14 protein-coding genes and 1 other annotated feature are annotated in these 16,815 nt (G+C 41.0%); of the genes, 11 read left to right on the top strand and 3 right to left on the bottom strand.

The genetic code is table 11. From position 1 onward, the window contains the following. Positions 1–5 precede the first annotated feature (5 nt). Complete coding sequence (locus I6N95_RS23105) at positions 6–611, top strand: NAD(P)H-dependent oxidoreductase (protein ID WP_209531888.1); 606 nt, start codon at positions 6–8, stop codon at positions 609–611. A gap of 78 nt (positions 612–689) precedes the next feature. Continuing rightward, positions 690–2,315, top strand: coding sequence for a peptide ABC transporter substrate-binding protein (locus I6N95_RS23100; RefSeq protein ID WP_209531886.1), 1,626 nt, complete (start codon positions 690–692; stop codon positions 2,313–2,315). A 39-nt stretch (positions 2,316–2,354) separates the two neighbouring features. Here the strand turns inward: I6N95_RS23100 and I6N95_RS23095 are convergent, their stop codons facing one another. Continuing rightward, complete coding sequence (locus tag I6N95_RS23095) at positions 2,355–4,715, bottom strand: helix-turn-helix domain-containing protein (RefSeq protein WP_209531884.1); 2,361 nt, start codon at positions 4,713–4,715, stop codon at positions 2,355–2,357. A 350-nt stretch (positions 4,716–5,065) separates the two neighbouring features. Here I6N95_RS23095 and I6N95_RS23090 point away from each other — a divergent pair, with 350 nt between their 5' ends. The 4 genes from I6N95_RS23090 to I6N95_RS23075 all read left to right on the top strand — a co-directional run bounded on the left by I6N95_RS23090 (position 5,066) and on the right by I6N95_RS23075 (position 10,076). Further along, on the top strand, positions 5,066–6,211 hold the full coding sequence (locus I6N95_RS23090) for an ArgE/DapE family deacylase (RefSeq protein WP_209531882.1): 1,146 nt from the start codon (positions 5,066–5,068) through the stop codon (positions 6,209–6,211). 34 nt (positions 6,212–6,245) lie between these two features. Next, positions 6,246–7,532 carry an MFS transporter gene (locus I6N95_RS23085; protein WP_209531880.1) on the top strand — a complete coding sequence of 429 codons (1,287 nt, stop codon included), beginning with the start codon at positions 6,246–6,248 and terminating at the stop codon, positions 7,530–7,532. Between the two features lie 106 nt (positions 7,533–7,638). Next, a complete protein-coding gene (locus I6N95_RS23080) occupies positions 7,639–8,835 on the top strand; it encodes an amidohydrolase (RefSeq protein WP_209531871.1) in 1,197 nt (398 codons plus the stop codon). A 32-nt stretch (positions 8,836–8,867) separates the two neighbouring features. Next, positions 8,868–10,076: a M20 metallopeptidase family protein gene (locus I6N95_RS23075; RefSeq protein WP_209531869.1), complete on the top strand. Its 1,209-nt coding sequence runs from the start codon at positions 8,868–8,870 to the stop codon at positions 10,074–10,076. A gap of 66 nt (positions 10,077–10,142) precedes the next feature. Here the strand turns inward: I6N95_RS23075 and I6N95_RS23070 are convergent, their stop codons facing one another. After that, on the bottom strand, positions 10,143–10,454 hold the full coding sequence (locus I6N95_RS23070) for a putative quinol monooxygenase (RefSeq protein ID WP_209531867.1): 312 nt from the start codon (positions 10,452–10,454) through the stop codon (positions 10,143–10,145). Between the two features lie 105 nt (positions 10,455–10,559). Here I6N95_RS23070 and I6N95_RS23065 point away from each other — a divergent pair, with 105 nt between their 5' ends. Both I6N95_RS23065 and I6N95_RS23060 read left to right on the top strand, forming a co-directional pair. Beyond that, positions 10,560–11,024: a MarR family winged helix-turn-helix transcriptional regulator gene (locus I6N95_RS23065; protein WP_209531864.1), complete on the top strand. Its 465-nt coding sequence runs from the start codon at positions 10,560–10,562 to the stop codon at positions 11,022–11,024. Beyond that, positions 11,014–12,063 (top strand): saccharopine dehydrogenase NADP-binding domain-containing protein, encoded by a 1,050-nt coding sequence (locus I6N95_RS23060; RefSeq protein ID WP_209531862.1) that lies wholly within the window; start codon positions 11,014–11,016, stop codon positions 12,061–12,063. Before I6N95_RS23065 ends, I6N95_RS23060 begins: the two co-directional genes overlap by 11 nt. A 43-nt stretch (positions 12,064–12,106) precedes the next feature. Here the strand turns inward: I6N95_RS23060 and I6N95_RS23055 are convergent, their stop codons facing one another. Continuing rightward, the gene (locus tag I6N95_RS23055; protein WP_209531860.1) at positions 12,107–13,030 is read right to left on the bottom strand and encodes an NADP-dependent oxidoreductase; all 924 of its coding nucleotides are present in this window, start codon (positions 13,028–13,030) and stop codon (positions 12,107–12,109) included. 265 nt (positions 13,031–13,295) lie between these two features. Then, positions 13,296–13,562, top strand: a binding site (T-box leader). 287 nt (positions 13,563–13,849) lie between these two features. On the opposite strand from I6N95_RS23055, the gene I6N95_RS23050 reads away from it, so the two are divergent. The 3 genes from I6N95_RS23050 to I6N95_RS23040 all read left to right on the top strand — a co-directional run bounded on the left by I6N95_RS23050 (position 13,850) and on the right by I6N95_RS23040 (position 16,651). Continuing rightward, positions 13,850–15,139, top strand: a complete 1,290-nt coding sequence (locus I6N95_RS23050) for an O-acetylhomoserine aminocarboxypropyltransferase/cysteine synthase family protein (RefSeq protein WP_209531858.1) — start codon at positions 13,850–13,852, stop codon at positions 15,137–15,139. A gap of 24 nt (positions 15,140–15,163) precedes the next feature. After that, entirely contained in the window at positions 15,164–15,973 is an 810-nt protein-coding gene (locus I6N95_RS23045; RefSeq protein ID WP_209531856.1) for a homoserine O-acetyltransferase/O-succinyltransferase family protein, read from the top strand. Between the two features lie 477 nt (positions 15,974–16,450). Then, entirely contained in the window at positions 16,451–16,651 is a 201-nt protein-coding gene (locus I6N95_RS23040; RefSeq protein WP_209531854.1) for a cold-shock protein, read from the top strand. The last annotated feature ends 164 nt before the right edge of the window (positions 16,652–16,815 follow it).

The raw sequence follows: 16,815 nt of genomic DNA, 5'->3' as shown, positions 1-16,815 counted from the left end.
AGAAAATGAAAACATTAATTGTATATGCTCATCCAAGGAAAGAGAGCTTTTGTCAGGGAATTTTAGAGACAGCCGTCTCCGCTTTAAGCGTTGATGGAAACGAGGTAGTGGTCCGGGACTTATGCGCAATGAGTTTTGACCCAGTTTTAAAGGCGGAAGAGACCATCCATGTGAAAGATGGTAAGTTTGTTCGGGATTTGGAAGCGCCTCTGGCAGATGTTAAAATCGAACAAGATCTAATTATTGAAGCGGATTTACTGGTTTATATTTTTCCAATTTGGTGGAATGCCATGCCAGCGATTATGAAAGGTTATGTTGATCGAGTCTTTGCTCATGGTTTCTTCTATAATATGGATGGTAGTCCAGATGCTCGTTTGATCAATAAGCGGGCTTATATGATTAGCACCACTGGCCAACCGCAAGAAGCGAGTGATACTAATGGACTTAATGATGCTATTAGACGTTTGTCTTCTGAATGGATGTTTTCGGACAACAACGGTATTAAACTAGCAGGTCATGATATTTATGGATCAGTGCCTTATTTAGAGGAGGAGCGACTTGCTGTTATATTAGACACCGTTGAGGCTAACTTAAGCCAGTTATTAGATTAAGGGAAGCAGAGAAAGCTAGTTGTCAGCTGGTTTTGATTAGGTTTAAAGCGTTTAGTTAAGATGATAGGGTGGGGAACGATGAAAAAAAGAGTCGCAGCTTTATTTAGTTGCTTGGTAGCCTTTGGAGTGGTTGGGTGTGGTAAATCGGCTGAACCTGAAAAGCAACGGGTTGTTAACCTAATGGAAATTAATGAGATTAGTTCAATGGATTCGGCTAATGCCTTTGATGGCGGAAGTTTTATTGCGATTACTCAGGTTATGGAAGGCTTATATAACTTGGATGAAGAGGACCAACCAATTCCAGGCGTGGCTGCCGCTGAACCAGAGGTAAGTCAAGATGGCTTAACTTATACTGTTAAATTACGAGAAAACGCCAAGTGGTCGGATGGCTCAACGGTTGTGGCCGATGATTTTGTTTTTGCTTGGCAAAAAGTGGTTGATCCTGAGTTTGGTTCTAATAGTTCTATTTTAATTAGCGGCATCATAAAAAATGCCGAGGCCATCATCCAAGGTCAGAAAAAAATCTCTGAATTGGGTGTTAAAGCTGTTGATGATCACACTTTAGAAATTCAATTAGAGCAACCGATTCCTTATTTTCAATCGGTTTTAACTTTTCCAACGTTGTTTCCGCAAAAGCGTGAGTATGTAGAGCGCGCAGGTAAAAAGTACGCTCAAGATAGTGAGCACTTGTTGTATAATGGTCCTTTTGAACTAGCTGAGTGGGATGGAACGGGGCAAACCTGGCAGTATCTTAAAAATTTAGAGTATTGGGAGCCAACGACAACCAATGTTGACAAAATAGCGGTTCAAGTAGTGAAGGAAACGGATTTAGGGGTAAAGCTGTATGAAAATGGTGAGCTGGATAGAGCCGTTCTATCTGGTGAGTTTTCGCAACAGTATCAGCAGGACTCAGCCTATACAAGTAGTCTAGATTCATGGGTTCATTACTTAAGTCTGAATCAGCAAAAAGCTGGAAAAGAGACTATTTTTCTTAATGGTAACATTCGAAAAGCCCTATCACTGGCAATTGATAAGGAGCACATCGTCACTAATATTTTAAAAAATGGCTCTCAGGTTTTAAATGGGTATATTCCAGCTGAGTTTGTTAGAAATCCTGAAACACAACTTGATTTTCGTCAAGAAAATGGTGAGTTGATGGTGAGAGATCAAGTAAAAGCTCGCGCCGATTGGCAGTTAGGGATGGAAGAGCTGGGCTTAAAGGAAGTTGAAGTCTCTCTTGTGGGCTCAGATCAAGACGAAAACAAAGGGATTAGCGAGTATTTACAATTTGTTTTGGAAGAGCAATTTCCAGGTTTAACTGTCAAGATTCAATTGATGCCTGAGAAAAATTTATTAGCAGCTAAGGAGCAGGGGGACTACGATATTCTTTTAACGAGAAGTGGCCCAGATTATCAAGATCCTTTAACCTTTTTAGACAGTTATAGAACAGGAAATTGGGGAAATAGCAGTGGTTATTCCAACCAGAGCTATGATCAGCAGTTATCAGAAGCTGATGCATTAACGACTCAGGTTGCCAAACGGTGGCAGGCCATGTTAAAGGCGGAGCAAATTTTGGTCAATGATGGGGCAATGGTACCACTGTATCAGTCTGCCAATACGGCACTGCAGCGGGAGTCGCTGACTGGACTGGTTCATCATTTGTTTGGTCCACCTAATAGTTACCGGAAATTACAACTTAATTAAAACATCAGACCACTGTCAACTCTCACAGTGGTCTGATGTTTATTTGTCGTTTTGCCGTTTAGGCAAAAATTTAATTGCTGTGAGTTCTAGTAATAAAACGGCATTAGTGTCGAGAATGCAATAAAAATCAAAGCCGTTATTGACTTCGAGGTCAAAAACTTTCATCTTTGGTCGACTGACTTCAGCTAGATACTCATGTGATTCATAGTCTAAGGGCTCATTGCTATTAAAATCTCCATAAGCGTAAAAGATAGCGCCGTTATAGCGATTAAAATCTATTTGCTTGACTTGGTAAAAATTATTCTCTATTTCAGGTATTTCGATGCGAAAGGTAACTGATTGGCTTTCAAGAAAGGTTTCTTCTAAGCTTAGATGGGGAGGGAAATAGTTGACGTTCCACAGCAATAATTGATAATTATTGTAGTGTTTGGTTAACATAAATTCATCCCCGAGAGCGACAACTTTGCCTTTTAAGCGGCTAGCTAAAGCTAGGACGTGGAAAGCTGGACGTTTGCAAAGGTAGTTGTGAAAGATTTCCAAACCATCGAATTTAATTGGTTTAATCTCTTGGCTAGTTTCAAATTGGTCAGTGTTTAACCAGAAACCATAACCAGCTACGACTAAGTCCAATTTTAAGACTTCTTGAAGAACGAGGGCGCCGCGAAAAAATGAGCCGTTTGTGGCGCGACTTTGGCCAGTGAGAGTATTCCACTGAGACAGATACAGCGGCAGTGAAATTTGCCAAGAAGCTAGCCGTTTTTTGATATTTTGACTTTCTTTAAAAACGAATTCGTTAAAATTTTCTACATTAGGAATAATGATTTCATTCTTTTCGTAGGTGTAATTGGGTTCTGACTGAAAGGATAAAAAGTCGCATTTAGGGATCACTTGCTTCAAATAGCGATCTTTTAAGATTGGGTCTGATATATCATAATTGGGATAAAAAAGCGGTAATTCTGCCCCAATTTGAATAACCGGGTTAATTTGTTGAATCGTCTCATAAATTTCTGAGAAAGCGCGTATACAATTTAGTAATTCGTGGTGGTTAAATTGACAGTCGATTTTCCAGTTCTTAAAAAAATCAGTCCCCTTTTTCTTTTCAATGTGGCGCAAGAAATATTGGCGGTCTGTTTTATAAAAATAAGAAATCGTTTCATAATCGGTTAAAGAAAGTTGATAATAGATTCCTAGTTGATTTTTTTCTAGAAATTCGAGAACCATATCAAATTTTGCAAAAGGAGAAAAGATCGACAGGCTTTCCTCTTTATAAACGGTGTAGCTTTCAGGTGATTCAAGAAAGAGATTTTGGATGCCGATGTAACGGATGTCAATCGCTTTTTTGGCAACAAGTATTTCCGTTTGGGTGTCAGCATTCAGCAAGTCTTCTAAGGTATTAATGTGGATGATTACCTCTGCATTGATTTGGTCCCGAACATTTTGAGTGTGGATCGCCAATTTTTTGTGCGTTTCCACTCGTTCGATATCCGTTGTTTCATCTTGTGGTAAATGGGCATAGTAATACAAGGTTGCCAGAATGTCTCGATTATCAGATTCCAAGGAAGCCGTTTCCTTTGGCTGATGAATGACCGTCGGATCATCTGTTTTAAAATAGTGTTGCCGGTATATGGACGGTGACTCACCAAAGAGTTTTTTAAAGTGAATGCGATAGGTTTTACTATTACTAAACCCATTATTTAGAGAAATCTCATCAATATTAAGGCGGGAGTGTAACAGATCTTTTAAACTTTGGCGCACTCGGAGATTGGTCAAGTAATGAGAAAAATAATAGCCAGTCTCAGCTTTAAAAAGCTTGGACAGGGCTGATGGCGACATAAAGAAAGTAGAGGCCACTTGCTCTAAAGCTAAGGGGTGTTGATAGTTTTGCCCAATATACTCGATTATTTCAATGATTTTTTCGTTATAAAAATGATAGTTATAGTAACTGGATTCTTTTTGAAAAAATTGAATCAGCAAGAGAATGATTTGATGAAGATTCATGGAAATTCTCAGATCTTTGGTGGTTTCGGCACTATAGTGGCTAAGGGCGAGTTCGGCAACATACTTGCGTAAGTTGTAAATGGCTTCTCTTTTACCCGATTCCAATTGTTTCGGAAACAGTTCAAAATTAGTCGTAAAGAAACGTGGGTAAAGGGAAGAAAAAAAGAGACTGTCAAGCTGCAATTGAATTAATACACAATCATCACGAAAAATTTTGGTAATCTTCAGGGTGTCATTAGGATTAAATATCAACAGGTGGCCATCCATAACAGCGTGTTCTTGTCCCTCTGCTTGAACCATCATATCTCCTTTAACTAAAAACAAGATGGTCGTTTCTTTAAATAGCAAGGTTTTTTTAGCGGTAATCGGTAAAAGTGACAGGTGGTATTTTTCATTCATCATCAGAAAATCCCTCATTTCTTGTGATTATTTTCCTTATTATAACACGGTTTGGAAATTAACGTCCGTTAATCGTCGTATTGTTTTCAAAATAAATAAGATCAATCATTAGAAAGTTGTTATCAGAAACTAGAGTTCTAAAAAACCGATTGCTCACGCTTACAATTATAAATAGGGATATAGCTCCTATTACATAATCGCGATCAATCGTTAACCTTTTAACTAAAAAGAAGCTGAAAGCATCGACAGCTGCTCGTCATTTTGTCGATAACTCAGTGGACTCGCTGTTCGGATTATGTTACGGGATGTATAGAGTCTTTATTTATGAACAAAAAATGAAAGGTGTGTAGAAGATGAACAATGAGGAAGCCTTAGATTTGTTAAAGGACATTGTCAGAACGGAAACGGTCTTAGGGAAAGAGCAATTGATTGCCGATAAATTGGCGACGCTTTTTAGTGCTCACGACATTCCCTCAGAAAAAGTGATTTATAGTGAAGGACGTCATCAGCTGGTCGTTACTTTGGAAGGGGCACAACCTGGTCCTGTTTTAGGTTTTTCTGGACATATGGACGTGGTGCCGATAGGGGAAGTCCCTTGGGTTTATGAGCCTTTTGCTGCAGTTGAGAAAGAGGGGCTTCTCCACGGTCGGGGGACTTGTGACATGAAGGCTGGTTTAATCGCTCAAGTGGTTGCGCTGATTCGTTTGAAGGAGGAAGGGGTCAGATTTAAAGGGAAGATCAAACTGCTTATTACGATTGGGGAGGAGACGGCTGCGATCGGTGCAAAGCAGCTAACTGATTTAGGATACGCAGATGATTTAGATGGCTTAATTATTGGGGAACCGTCCTCTTTGGATGTGGTAATTGCTCATAAAGGGGCCCTTTGGCCACAACTGACGACTTACGGGAAAACCGCTCATGGTTCTATGCCACAACTTGGCATTAATGCGATTGATCATATGCTTCACGTGTTGAATCAGTTTAAACGCGAATTTGATTTTTCAACGTTTAGCGATGAGTTATTAGGGGAATCCACAGCAAGTTTGAATGTCTTCCAAGGTGGCAATGGGGCGAATGTCGTACCAGACAAATGTGTGGCGACGATTGATATTCGAACAGTGCCGGGGCAAAGTCATGAGGAGTTGAAAAACGCCATTAACCATTTGATTAAAAATGCTAGTGAAGCCATTCCAGATTTTAAAGGAGAGGTGGCTTATGTGAATGATTTACCCGCCATTCGGACTGAAAAAGATCATCCTTTTACCAAATTAGCAATAGATGCAGTGAAAAAGGTGGCTCAGAAAGAGCCAGAGGTAAAAAGTTTAACAGGTTATACTGACGGTTCTGAATTTGGGCGGGCTAAGAAAGACTTCCCGATATTAATTGTTGGGCCTGGGGATGTTAGATTGGCTCATCAACCAAATGAAAATGTGCCAATCGAACAATTTTTTCAAATGATTGAGGTCAATGGCCAAATTGCCAAGGCGTTTTTAAGTTAAGTTTAATGAGAGAAAGTGTGAGGTGAAGAGTTAAATGAAAAAAAGTAAAATTTTTTATGGCTGGTGGATAGTGATTGGCGCAGTTGTGTTAACCAGTACCTTAGTGCCAGGTGTTGTGGCCATGGCTAATAAGTTTTTAATACCTGTGACAGAAGATATGGGAATCAGTCGCAGTGCTTTTACCTTAAGCAATACAATTCTCCAAGCGATGGGTATTTTCTTATCGCCAATAGCTGCCAAGAAAATTACCACAGGCAACTTGCGGAATATTCAGAGTACGGCCATTGTTATTTTTACCTTGGCTTATGCCTCTTATGGATTAGCTAAAAGTCCGATTCACTTGTATATATCTTCTTTTATCATTGGGATTTGTTACTTGTTTTCAACGATTATTCCCATCAGTATCGTCATCACAAATTGGTTCGAAAAAAAGCGGGGATTGGCAATGAGTATTGCCATGACGGGGATCGGGATTGGTGGCGCGATACTTAGCCCCTTAATCACTTTTTTTCTTGAGAAATTTGGGTGGCGTACTAGTTATATGCTGTTGGCTGGAATCTTTTTGTTGATCGCCTTGCCCATCTCGCTGTTTGTTTTTAAGAAGAAGCCCGAAGATATGGGGTTACAGCCGTATGGGGCTAACGAAGAGTTAAATACAGGTCAGGAGAATAAAAAAGTCTTTAAAACCGAAACGGTTAACTTGCCAACTAAAAGTGTTTTTGGCAAACCTTTCTTCATTATTTTGTTAATCGGGATGGTGCTAAACGGCATTATCAACAGTGGGGCTTTAGGCCAGTTTCCGCCAGCGTTGGAAGGGCTTCAAGGAGGACAGATCGCAGCAGCGGTTATTTCTCTCTACTCCCTAGTGGGAATCGGTGGTAAGCTTTTAGTTGGTTGGATCAACGATCGTTGGGGGGCTGTTGTCAGCTCGATCTTCGGTTGTGGTGCCTTTGGTTTGGCATTTGTCTTTATGTTGTTTGGCGATAAATTGTTTGCAGTTTATGCCATGGCGATTGTTTTTGGTTTGGGAATTGCCATTGGTTCTGTTTCTCCTCCTTTAGTGACTTCTGCTATTTTTGGCACGGAGCAGTACGGTGAGGTTTATGGTTATGTTAGTAGTGCCATTCAAATCGGGATGTCGGTTGGTTCCTTGTTTGTCGCTTCGATGTATGATGCCACTGGTTCATATCAGGTGGCTTGGATTATTTTACTCATTTTAACGGCTTGTACATTAATGAGTTGGATGGGAGCTTACTATCAATCTCGGAAGTATTGTCAGGGAACAGTAGAGGCTGTGAGCGCAGAAGCAACTGAAGGTTAACGAAAGAAGCTTTTACGGCTGAGCGGAATGACAAGATATGCGGTAAGGGAGGTCTCCTCTTAGTTTTTGGAGAATCGATGATGAGGAAAAGGAAGGAAGAGTGTGAATGAAAGAATTACAAAAGATCTTGAGTCAACGGTTAAAAGAAAAAGAACCAGAGCTAATCAAATTACGTCGTCACATGCATGAAAACCCGGAACTATCCTTTAAAGAAGAACAAACTGCTCAACTAATTGCAGATTTTTATAAGGGAAAGGACTGTCAGGTGCAAACAAATTTTGGGGGTGGTTACGGTATCTTAGTGGACATCCAAGGTGGCAAGCCAGGTCCTAGTCTTGCCATAAGAGCTGACTTTGACGCCTTGCCTATTCAAGAAGACACGGGATTGCCTTTTGAATCAAAAAATCCTGGGGTGATGCATGCTTGTGGTCATGATGGACATACGGCTTACATGCTGATTTTAGCGGAGACGCTGATCGAATTGAAAGCTCAATTGCCAGGGAGAATACGTGTGCTTCATCAACCGGCTGAGGAAACACCTCCGGGTGGCGCTTTAGGAATGGTTAAAGCTGGTTGCTTAGACGGTTATGATCATGTTTTGGGCGCCCACGTTATGACGACGATGAATGTGGGGCAAATTGCTTATCGGGAAGGTCCGACGCAAACGGGACGAACCACATTCAAAATAGTCCTTCAGGGGAAAGGCGGTCATGGCTCAACGCCTCAGGATGCCAATGATACAATTGTGGCAGCCGCTCAATTTGTCACGGCAGTTCAAACGATTGTCAGTCGACGAGTGGATCCTTTTGATACGGTGACCGTGACCATTGGTTCTTTCGATGGCAAAGGTTCGGCTAATGTCATCAAGGATAAGGTGGAACTTGTAGGAGATGTTCGCGTCATGAAGGAAAGTTCTCGCGGCTTAGTGGAGCGCGAATTTAAACGGCTATTAGAGGGGATTTGCTTAGCGTTTGGCATCAGTTATGAATTGGATTATGCTCATGATTATCCCGTCTTAGTTAACGATGCTGAATTAACGGCCATGTTTGCCCGTGGAACGAAAGCGGCTGCCCTTGATAGTGTGACGGAAGTGTTTCGTTGTGATCAACAAACACCTTCAGAGGATTTTGCCTACTATGCAGAGGAAAAACCAAGTTGTTTCTTTTATGTTGGGGCGACGAAAGCAGGGGAGGTTTTCTATCCACATCATCATCCTAAATTTACGATTGATGAGGATTGCTTATTAATCGCCGCAGATGTAATGGGAAATGCGGTTTTAACTTACTTATTTGAAGGTGTATAATAAATATGTAGTGATGAAAGGAAGGAATAAAAATGAATGTAGATGAATTGATTCTCGAGGAAGCCCAAAAAATACAACCTGAAATGATTAGCACTCGCAGAGAGTTGCATAAAAATCCTGAAACTGGTTTTGATTTAGATCACACTGTTCTTTTGGTTCTGAAAAAACTAAAAGAGATGGGGTATCAGCCTGAGCGTTGTGGGAAAGCAGGCGTTGTCGCAACCATTGGCAATGGTCAAGGGAAAACCTTTTTATTAAGAGGGGACATGGATGCTCTGCCGATCGAGGAAGATACAGATTTGGCTTTTAAATCAACCAATGGTAAAATGCACGCTTGTGGCCATGATACTCACACGACGATGTTACTGGGAGCAGCAAAATTGTTAAAGGCACATGAAGCTGAAATAAAAGGAACGGTGAAATTGATGTTCCAACCAGCAGAAGAGATTATGTTAGGGGCCAGTGACATGATCAAAGCTGGTGTTTTGGAAAATCCCCATGTGGATGCTGGGATGATGATTCATGTTATGCCAGGGCTGCCGATGGATAATGGCACTTTATTAGTTGCCAATAAGGGGAAGGCGTTGTCGTCTTGTGATTGGTTTGAGATCGAAATTTTTGGTAAAAATGGCCATGGTTCTATGCCCCATAATGCGATCGATCCGATTGTTCCAGCTGCTAATATCCACATGGCATTAATGGAAATTCAAACTCGTGAATTGCCGGCAGATGCTTTAGTGGCGTTGACTGTTGGGGAGTTTCATGCAGGAAATACTTCCAATGTGATTCCTGAGACGGCCATTCTCAAGGGGACATTAAGAACCTACGATGATGAGATGAGAGTCACTATTAAGCGGCGGATGGTGGAGATTGCTGAGAGTATAGCGAAGGCTTATCGGTGTAAAGCAGAAGTTCGCTTCCTGGCAGGCGCGCCTACTTTGGTGAATGATGAAGCAGTGGTGAAGCACGCAGAGAGAATCTTGCCGGGAGTTGTTGGATCAGAGAAGGTGATTGCCTTTAGCAGCTTGCCTAATATGGGGGCGCAAATGGGTTCAGAAGATTTTGCCTATGTCAGTCATGAAATTCCATCGGTTTTATTAGGTTTAGCGGCAGCGGACAGTCGTCTGTCTGAGCCTTATCCAGTTCATCACCCTAAATTAGTATTGAGCGAAGATATTTTACCTTACGGCGCAGCTGCCCATGTTAGCATGGCTCTGAGCTGGCTAAATGAACATCAATAAGAGGGTTCTAACTAATTAAACGTGAAAAAGAGTCAGCCTCATACATTGAGGCTGACTCTTTTGGTGTTAATCGCTTGTTAAGTTAAAGGCTTCGTTTAAAGGAGACATGCGAGTGAATTGACCTTTGGCTCGTGTGTACTGATTAATCAGCGGTACTAAACGAGTAAAATGGTCAGTTTTCGTGTGTAGAGTCAAGGCTGCCTCGTCAGGCCATTCTTCAATGAAAACAAAATGGCCAGGATCTTTTAAATCATGATACAACTCATAAGCAAGACAGGCTGATTCTTCCTTTGTTTTGGTGACAAGTTCTTGATATAAAGGTAATACAGTTTCGATGTGTTCTACTTTGATAAAGTCTTCGGCAATTAATTTTAGCATGAGGAGTCCTTCCTGTTATTAGTTTATCTCAGAATACCATAGAGTTAACTTTTTTGCTTGAGCGTTTTAATTGCATGAGATTAGTTTAGTTGCTAAACTAGTTTTATGGAAAATAATAATCAAATGGTGCTATTGGGCACTATCTTTCAGCAACTACGAGAATTAGAGCGAACACCACAGCAAATCAGTGGTGTTGGCAAAATCTCACCTAGTGAATTTCACGTTATTGAACAAATTGGATTGGCGGGAAAAATCACCAGCAAGGAACTTAGTCAGCAACTGATGATTACGAAAGGAGCTATTTCCCAATTACTGACAAAATTAAGTAAGCAAGGAGTGATTGAGCGAGAGGAGAGCCAAGCAGATAAACGAGTTTACTACTTACACCTGACAACATTAGGGGAACAGGTTTTTCAAAAACATCACGTCATTCATCAACAATTTATGGAAGGACTTGATCACAGGTTATCCCCTTCAGAACAAGTGGTTTTTAGTAAGGGGTTAGCCGTATTGAGTCAGATATTGGCTTGTCAATTGGAAGAAGCAGAGGGAACAAGAAATGAAGGATAAAATATTAATCGTCGGCGGTCATGGCCATGTCGGAAGTGTCATTACCAAAAGTTTAGCCGAGAATTATGAAGATAAGTTAGTTTTAGCTGGGCGTCACTTAGATAAGTTGGTGGCATTTAAGCAAAAGCTGAATCTAAATGTAGGGGTGATGAGCTTTGATATTCAGCAACCGCCTCAAAAAAATCAATTCGAAACTATTTCTTTAGTGGTTGTTTGTATCGATCAGCAAACAACGGATTTTGCGTTATTCTGTCAGAAGCAAGGGATTGATTATTTGGATGTTTCAGCTAGTACAGCTTTTTATCATCAGTTGGCCCAGGAATCCTTTGACTCAGAAACTGGCATTGTTTACAGTGTAGGGCTTGCGCCAGGTGTGACAAACTTAATGGCAGCAAAACTGGCCCAGGAATTAGCTGATTTTGATGAAATGTCGATTAAAGTTATTCTTGGGTTGGCTGACCAGCATGGGGAAGCGGCCGTTGATTGGACGCTAGCTCATCTCAGTGAGAGCTATTACTTGAAAAATCAGCAAGGAACCGTTCAGGCTTTTGGCGAAAAGGCGTTGGTGGAGCTGGCTGGAAAAAAATTACCTGCGTATAGTTTTAATTTTTCCGATCAACATAGTTTAGGGGATCGCTGGCCGACTAAAAAAATTATGACTTATTTGGGTTTTGATGTGAAGTGGGTGACGCAAACATTTCGTGGCTTGCAGCGCCTAGGTTTGTTGCCATTGCTAAAACGACCTGGCATCAAGCGACTGGCAAAGGGATTTATGAGAAAAGGAGCGTTAGGGAGCGATGTGTTTTATGTTCAGGTGACAGCTCTTAAAGGGGGGATAAAGCAAAAAGCTTTAACTGTAACAGGTTATAATGAAGCGTTTGTAACAGGGAAAGTAGCGGCTTTTATTGCGGAGAAAGTCTATCATTCTGAAATAAAAGGATTTGTTCAAATCGAAGATATCAGTGGTTTTGATGAACTTTTGGCTGCTATTCCTGAATTGTCTCTCATCTCTGCTAACTGCCCCCCCACAGCTAGTTAATTAGGTGAGGGGATGCGAGTTAGGGGCGGCTTTTGGGGGACCGCTAATCATAGAGAAACACGAGTTTGCCAGGATCTTTTTTTGTCAAGAGTGCCTGATGACCAGCGATTAGATGTTGAATCGTTGCGTGACGAATGATGGTCTTAGGCAACTTAAGCTGACCAGCCACATAAAGCTGACAAAGGTAAGACAGAGCGGGCAGATCTTTGCCGTAAATGATGGGCACAAGGGTCTTTGGGCTGCGGTTATGTTCAGGAGCTTGATTTAAAGACAGATACCGTCCTCCGTCTTTTACAATAGCTGTGCCAACAAGCTTAGCTTTTCCTTGTAGAGATGCATCTAGTACCATATCTCCTCGCTTTGCTAAAAGGTGTGGGACATCATCTTGGTCGTACGCCAGGACTTCATCGATGCCCAAGTCTGTCATCATTTGTCGGTTTTTGCTGTTACCGATACCAATCACATAAAGTCCTTGCGCCTTGGCAATTTGTGCGGCGATACTGCCAACGCTGCCACTAGCCCCTTGGATAATCAGCGTCTCTCCCTTTTGAATTTGACCAGAGGTAATTAAGGCGTGATATGCCATAATACCACTGGTGCTGAAACTAGCGGCTTCTGCTAAACTCATTTGTTCGGGTTTCAGAATGATTTTTTTAGCAGAGATGGCAAGTTTTTCGCCGTAACCACCACTGTAAGGGTGGGCGATGACAAGTTGATTCAGCCAGTTGTTGTCAACCTCTTTTCCAACTTGAATAACTCGGCCGACTGCATCACTTCCAGGGATGAAAGGAAAGGTTAGTTTGCGCTCGGTTTGATGGTTACCAGACCGTAAAGCGGCATCGTAAGGGTTAAGTCCAAAGCCTAGGACTTTAAGTAGTACTTGGTTGTCTTTAATTGGTGGTTGTGGCACTTGAAATTTTTCAAGAATTGTCGGTGGACCATACGAGTTAAAGCCAAAAGCATTCATCAGTGTAACCTCCTGTTTTATTAAAATTTGTAGTGAGTGGAGCTATATAGTTATTATAGCAAGTTTCGTTTATTATTGCTGGTCCTGACCTTTTTTATGGCGGTTTGTTCCGCATTGTTAGGTGTTGCGTTAGGAATTCGCTGACTTGATCGCCATCTCTTGCTATCTGAAATAAATGAGAGCATTTTAATTAAATGAGAAAAACTTTCATTTTGCTATTGATTTTTCTATCTTAATCCGTTATGCTAGATTCAATTAGAATAACTGGTAAACGTTGATGAGAATAGTAGTTAGTTGCTGAATTTTTAGAGAGCCTCTACTTGGTGTAAGGAGGTAATTCAAATGCTGATGAAGATGGCCTCGGAGTTTAGCGACTGACTTGACAGTGTCAATAGGTCCTACAGGTTTCGCCTGTTATAGCGATAGAGTATACTGAATGACATTCGATGTACTTGAAAAGGGGGAAGCTGTGAAGCTTTGCCAAATTAAGGTGGTAACACGACTCGCTGACATTATCGCGCTCGTCCTTTAACAAACTGATTATTAGGTTTGTTAAAGGACGAGTGTTTTTTTATTTTATAGGAAAGTATAAAACTTTCTCTATATCGTAGTTTGGATCCAGCTTCACGAGGCAACCCTTCGGAAAAAAGACAAAATTATTTTAGTGACAAAGAGCATCACTTAAATATTTTGCTATTTTTCTTTCAGGGCTGAACGCCCCGTTCAGCTTTTCTTATTTTCAGACTAAACTCAAAGATAGTATTGCCAGAAGGTGTAGCAAATTAAGGATTGTGGTACTTAAAAAAGGAGGAAATTAGCATGACAGATGAAGTTAATACATATGGTAAGGGAACAATTGCAGTACAAGGGACTTATCAACCAGAGCAAGGGGGGACGCGTGTATTACCACTGTATCAAAGTACGACCTATGCATATGAAACAGCTGATGATACAGCGGCATTGTTTAACTTACAAGCAGCTGGTCATTTGTATTCGAGAATTAGTAACCCCACAGTGGCCAGTTTCGAAGAGAAGATCGCCTTATTGGAAGGTGGAGTTGCCGCTGTTGCAACAGCTTCTGGCATGGCAGCGATTCTCAATAGTATTTTAAATATTGCTCAAGCTGGGGACACCATTCTTAGCTCAAATCAAATATATGGTGGGACAACTAATCTGTTTACTGCCAATTTACCGAAGTTTGGCATTAAAACTAAATTTTTTGATCAAAATGCTTCGGCAGAAGAGATTATTGCCTTGGCTGATGAGACCACCAAATTGGTATTTGCTGAAACGGTGTCCAATCCCAGCATTGAGGTATTGGATTTTGAGAAAATTAGCAAGGTCGCCAAAGTCTTGGATTTACCACTGATTATTGATAGCTCATTAACGGGGCCTGCTTTGATCAATCCTTTGGAATTAGGTGCAGACATCGTGGTTCATTCCACATCGAAATACATTGATGGTCATGCTAGTGCTGTTGGTGGCATTGTTGTAGATGGCGGTAAATTTAATTGGGAGAACGGTAAGTTTCCAGAGTTAGTTGAACCAGATGAGAGTTATCATGGCGTTCGTTACGTGGCCGATTTTGGCAAAGGGGCCTACGCTACTAAATTAAGAGTTCAACTCGTTCGTGATTTAGGTAATATTCAGAATCCCTTCAATGCCTACTTGACGAATTTAGGCTCAGAAACACTGGATTTACGCTGCCAAAAGCATTCCAGTAATGCCTTGTCTGTGGCTGAATGGTTAAGCCAACAGGAGGCAGTGACCTTCGTTAAGTACCCAGGATTGAAGACGGATTCTCAGTACGAGCGGGGACAAAAGTATTTACCGAAAGGTGCAAGTGGTATGGTCTCTTTTGGTGTTAAAGGTGGGGCAGATGCAGCTAAAGCATTTATCGATCAGTTGGACTTGATCAAATTAGTGACTCATTGTGCAGATATTCGCAGTTCAGTTATTCACCCTGCCAGTACGACTCATCGGCAACTATCGGCGGAACAGCAAGCCGCCAGCGGTGTGACGGAAGAGCTGATTCGCCTATCAGTGGGAATTGAAGAGCCTGCAGACATCATTGGAGATATTGCTCAAAGTCTTGCTAAATTGAGCTAATACATGTGAAAGGAGCCCTTAATCATGATAAAACAAGGACTTACGATTGCTATTTTAAATTTAATGCCGACAAAGGAAGCGACTGCTAATCAATTAACTCAATTGGTTACTGGAGACGACGATCAAGTAGAAGTTGTCTTGCTCTATCCTGAAAGTCATTATGAGAGCAAGCCTTTGCCAGAGATACTTGCCCAACATTATTTTCCTTTTTCGTTGATCAAGGAGCGAGAATTTGATGGCGTGATCATTACAGGCGCACCTGTGGAGCAGTTAAATTTTGATCAGGTTGACTATTGGCCAGAATTGTGCGAAACGCTGAGTGTTATTCGTGAAAAAGCCATTCCCCTACTTGCTATTTGTTGGGGAGCCCAAGCTGCTCTTAATCATTATTATCAAATCCACAAGGTTAGACTGGCGAGTAAAGTAGTTGGGGTATTCGAGCATCGCTTGCATGTGGCTGATCACCCAGTTTTTGGTCAATTGTCAGCTGAGTTTAACGCGCCGCATTCTCGTTATACCACAGTCGATGAAAATCAAGTGCTGACTCATCCTGATTTGGTGAATGTGGCAGATTCAGATGAAGCAGGCTTATATCTGGTGACCAATCGTAACGGTCGGGAAACGTTTGTCTTTGGACATGCGGAGTATGAACGAGATACTTTGAATTTAGAATACCGACGAGATCTTGCCAATGATTTAAGGGCGCCGTTTCCTCAACATTATTACCCAAAGGATTGCCCTGATCAGTCGCCAGTCAAAACATGGGAAGCTCATGGGCGTTCTTTATTCAGTCAATGGATGACCGCTTTAAGCAGGGCTTATACGATTCAATAAAGGAGAGAAGATGGCTGGGACGTCTAAGTTTTGGAAATTATTAGTTTAAAGTCAGTGTAAGTCAGGACTAACATAGCATAAAATAAAAAAAGTGTTTCCAATGAAAGTGGGAGCTGAGTTGAATCTTAACTATTAGGAAAAGGCTTACTGGAATTTTGATTGCTGTTAGGCGGTCTTTTTAGTTCCATATCTGGGAAATGTTGAGTAAAAGGTTGAAGCAAAATTAGTTTAATGTCATGTCTTCACTTATTAAAAATGTGTCTTACATAGCTGAGATATTAAAATATTAATGAATAATTAAAATAACTTTCATAATTCAGTTTACAAGTGCTTCAATATGGGTTATACTTTAGAAGTAATATGTTTGATAAAACTAATAAAGGGTATTTTACATTTCTTGTGTATTGAGACACCTCTTATGTAGCATCGACATTTATTGCAATTAATAAGCGCAATGCGCAAAAGGAGGAAAACAACATGGCTCAAGGAACAGTAAAATGGTTTAACGCAGACAAAGGTTTCGGTTTCATCACTCAAGAAGACGGCTCTGATGTGTTCGCACATTTCTCAGCAATCCAAGGTGAAGGATTCAAAACTTTAGAAGAAGGTCAAGCAGTGACTTTTGATGTTGAAGAAGGTCAACGTGGTCTTCAAGCAACTAACATCACTAAAGACTAATTCTCATTAGTTAAATAGACATATTGGGTTTAATCCAATTAACTATTCGAAGATTGATTGTCTCAGAAGGTAACTTCTGAGGTAATCAATCTTTTTTTTTGCTCAAAATTATTTGCAAGCTCCTACGTGAAAATGGTCTCTTGAACCGTATAATAAAGGTGCGT

The organism is Vagococcus allomyrinae (genome assembly GCF_017829975.1).
In the GTDB taxonomy this organism is placed as follows: Bacteria; Bacillota; Bacilli; order Lactobacillales; family Vagococcaceae; genus Vagococcus_D; species Vagococcus_D allomyrinae.
The sequence above is the reverse complement of the archived record's forward strand: the minus strand, read 5'-3'. Positions and strand labels throughout refer to the sequence as shown.

Coding starts and splice junctions, on each gene's coding strand:
- I6N95_RS23105 (WP_209531888.1), top strand. CDS start 6: ATGAAAACATTAATTGTATATGCTCATCCAAGGAAAGAGAGCTTTTGT.
- I6N95_RS23100 (WP_209531886.1), top strand. CDS start 690: ATGAAAAAAAGAGTCGCAGCTTTATTTAGTTGCTTGGTAGCCTTTGGA.
- I6N95_RS23095 (WP_209531884.1), bottom strand. CDS start 4,715: ATGATGAATGAAAAATACCACCTGTCACTTTTACCGATTACCGCTAAA.
- I6N95_RS23090 (WP_209531882.1), top strand. CDS start 5,066: ATGAACAATGAGGAAGCCTTAGATTTGTTAAAGGACATTGTCAGAACG.
- I6N95_RS23085 (WP_209531880.1), top strand. CDS start 6,246: ATGAAAAAAAGTAAAATTTTTTATGGCTGGTGGATAGTGATTGGCGCA.
- I6N95_RS23080 (WP_209531871.1), top strand. CDS start 7,639: ATGAAAGAATTACAAAAGATCTTGAGTCAACGGTTAAAAGAAAAAGAA.
- I6N95_RS23075 (WP_209531869.1), top strand. CDS start 8,868: ATGAATGTAGATGAATTGATTCTCGAGGAAGCCCAAAAAATACAACCT.
- I6N95_RS23070 (WP_209531867.1), bottom strand. CDS start 10,454: ATGCTAAAATTAATTGCCGAAGACTTTATCAAAGTAGAACACATCGAA.
- I6N95_RS23065 (WP_209531864.1), top strand. CDS start 10,560: ATGGAAAATAATAATCAAATGGTGCTATTGGGCACTATCTTTCAGCAA.
- I6N95_RS23060 (WP_209531862.1), top strand. CDS start 11,014: ATGAAGGATAAAATATTAATCGTCGGCGGTCATGGCCATGTCGGAAGT.
- I6N95_RS23055 (WP_209531860.1), bottom strand. CDS start 13,030: ATGAATGCTTTTGGCTTTAACTCGTATGGTCCACCGACAATTCTTGAA.
- I6N95_RS23050 (WP_209531858.1), top strand. CDS start 13,850: ATGACAGATGAAGTTAATACATATGGTAAGGGAACAATTGCAGTACAA.
- I6N95_RS23045 (WP_209531856.1), top strand. CDS start 15,164: ATGATAAAACAAGGACTTACGATTGCTATTTTAAATTTAATGCCGACA.
- I6N95_RS23040 (WP_209531854.1), top strand. CDS start 16,451: ATGGCTCAAGGAACAGTAAAATGGTTTAACGCAGACAAAGGTTTCGGT.